This is a genomic window from Spirillospora sp. NPDC046719, from assembly GCF_040645715.1.
Classification (GTDB): Bacteria; Actinomycetota; Actinomycetes; order Streptosporangiales; family Streptosporangiaceae; genus Spirillospora.
The window spans coordinates 1-2,161 of sequence record NZ_JBEYYT010000810.1; the positions used below are offsets into that span (position 1 = coordinate 1).

Consider the following 2,161-nt stretch of genomic DNA (forward strand, 5'->3'; position numbering starts at 1 on the left):
GCCGAGCGCAGCGGCCTGCGGATCGTCATGGGCTCCGGCTGGTACCTGGAGCAGTACCACCCCGCCCACCTCGCGGAGGCGGGGGAGGCGCGGATGGCGGCCGAGCTGGTCGCCGAGTTCGCCGGCGGCGCGGACGGCACCGGTATCCGGCCCGGCGTGATCGGCGAGATCGGGGTGTCGCCCGACTTCACCCCGGCCGAGCACGTCGCGCTGCGGGCCGCCGCCCGCGCGCAGCGGGAGACCGGCGTCCCCCTGTACGTCCATCTGCCGGGCTGGCAGCGCCGCGCCCACGAGGTGCTCGACATCGTCCTGGACGGGTACGGCGTGCCGCCGGGCGCGGTGGTGCTGTGCCACATGGACCCGTCCGGCGGCGATGTCGGCTACCAGCTGTCGGTCGCCGACCGGGGCGTGTGGCTCGAGTTCGACATGATCGGCATGCCGTTCCTGTATCCGGGCGAGGGGCAGTCGCCCGCCCCGGACGAGACCGCCCGCGCCGTCGCCGGACTGATCGCGCGCGGGCACGGCGGGCGGCTGCTGCTCAGCCACGACGTGTTCCTCAAGAGCATGCTCACCACCTACGGGGGCAACGGCTTCCAGTACGTGCCGCTGCTGTTCGCGCGGCGGCTGGCCGCGCTCGGCGTCGCCCCGGAGACCGTCGACGGCCTGCTGCGCGGCAACCCCGCCCGGCTGTTCGAGTCCGCGGCCTGACCGGCCGCCGGCGCTCCGTCCCCCCACGTTTTCCCATCCGAGAGAGAGGATCGATAGTGAGCCGCGTCCTGATCGCCGGCGAGAGCTGGGTCTCCCAGTCCACCCACATCAAGGGGGTGGACTCCTTCACCACCAGCTCCTACGTGACCGGTGTCGAGCCGCTGCGCCGGGCCCTGGAGAGCCGGGGCCACGAGGTCGAGCACATGCCCGCCCACCTGGTGCCGGCCGACTTCCCCGGGGACGCGGACGCGCTCGGGCGCTACGACGTGGTCGTGCTGTCCGACATCGGCGCGAACTCCATCCAGCTCGCCCCGCAGGTGTTCGAGCAGGCCGTGCCGGGCACGGACCGGCTCGGCGCGCTGCGCGCGTGGGTCGCGGACGGCGGCGGGCTGCTGATGGTCGGCGGGTACCTGTCGTTCACCGGCTTCGAGGGCAAGGCCGCCTTCCGCAACACGGCGCTGCACGAGGCGCTGCCGGTCGAGCTGCTCCCCGAGGACGACCGCGTCGAGCTGCCCGGGGGCGCGAACGCCGAGGTCACCGCCGCCGGCCACGCCGCGCTCGGCGGGGTGGAGGGCGAGTGGCCCGCGCTGCTCGGCTACAACCGGGTCCGCGCCCGGCAGGGCACCGACGTCCTCGCCACGCTGAACGGCGATCCGCTGGTGGCCGTCGCCGGGTACGGGAAGGGGCGGTCCGGGGTGTTCACCTCCGACTGCTCCCCGCACTGGGCGCCCAAGCCGTTCTGCGAGGAATGGGACGGGTACGCCCGCGTGTTCGGCGGCCTTGTCGAGTGGCTGGCGCAGTGACCCGCTCCCGGCGGCTGCTCGACGCCTGCTCCGCGACCATGGAGCGGGCGCTCGCCATGCGCTTCGTCCGGGAGGTCGAGACGGGGGCCATCGGCGACCAGGAGTACGCCGACTACCTGGAGATCGAGGCGTCGTTCGTGGCGACGGCCGCCCGGCTGCACGGCCTCGCCGTGTGGGACGCGCCCGACTGGACGGCGATGGAGCGCAACGCGCGCGCCGTCCACGCGCTGACCACCGAGCAGGCGGACTACTTCCGCGCCGCCCGCGCGGCCTGGCCCGTGGAGGCGCGGCCGGACGCCGCCGCGCGCGCCCGGATCCTGTCCGACTTCGCCCTGGCCGCGGCCCGCGAGGGCGGCTACGGGGCGGTGACGACGGTGCTCTTCGCCGCCGAGAGCCTCTACCTCGCCTGGTGCACCCGCGCCCACGCGGGGGGCGGCGCGCCGTCCGGCCCGATCGCCGACTGGGTCGCGTTGCACGCGACCGCGGCGTTCCGCGAGGGCGTGGACGCGCTGGCCCGCCAGGTCGACGCCCTGCCCGAGAGCGTGGCGGACGACCTGCTGGTCCGCTGGTTCGGCGGGATGCTGGAGGCGGAGATCGCCTTCCACGACGCCGTGTACGCCTGACGGCGGCCCGAAGGCCCCCGGCGCGCT

The 2,161-nt window shown here is 75.2% G+C and carries 3 protein-coding genes; all 3 read left to right on the forward strand.

The features are described from left to right. Positions 1-708: phosphotriesterase family protein (locus ABZ914_RS50490; protein ID WP_500201695.1), on the forward strand; the 708-nt coding region annotated here is incomplete at its 5' end. Between the two features lie 56 nt (positions 709-764). Then, positions 765-1,511, forward strand: a complete 747-nt coding sequence (locus tag ABZ914_RS50495) for a glutamine amidotransferase (RefSeq protein ID WP_387020849.1) — start codon at positions 765-767, stop codon at positions 1,509-1,511. After that, entirely contained in the window at positions 1,508-2,134 is a 627-nt protein-coding gene (locus ABZ914_RS50500) for a TenA family protein (protein ID WP_500201696.1), read from the forward strand. Before ABZ914_RS50495 ends, ABZ914_RS50500 begins: the two co-directional genes overlap by 4 nt. The last annotated feature ends 27 nt before the right edge of the window (positions 2,135-2,161 follow it).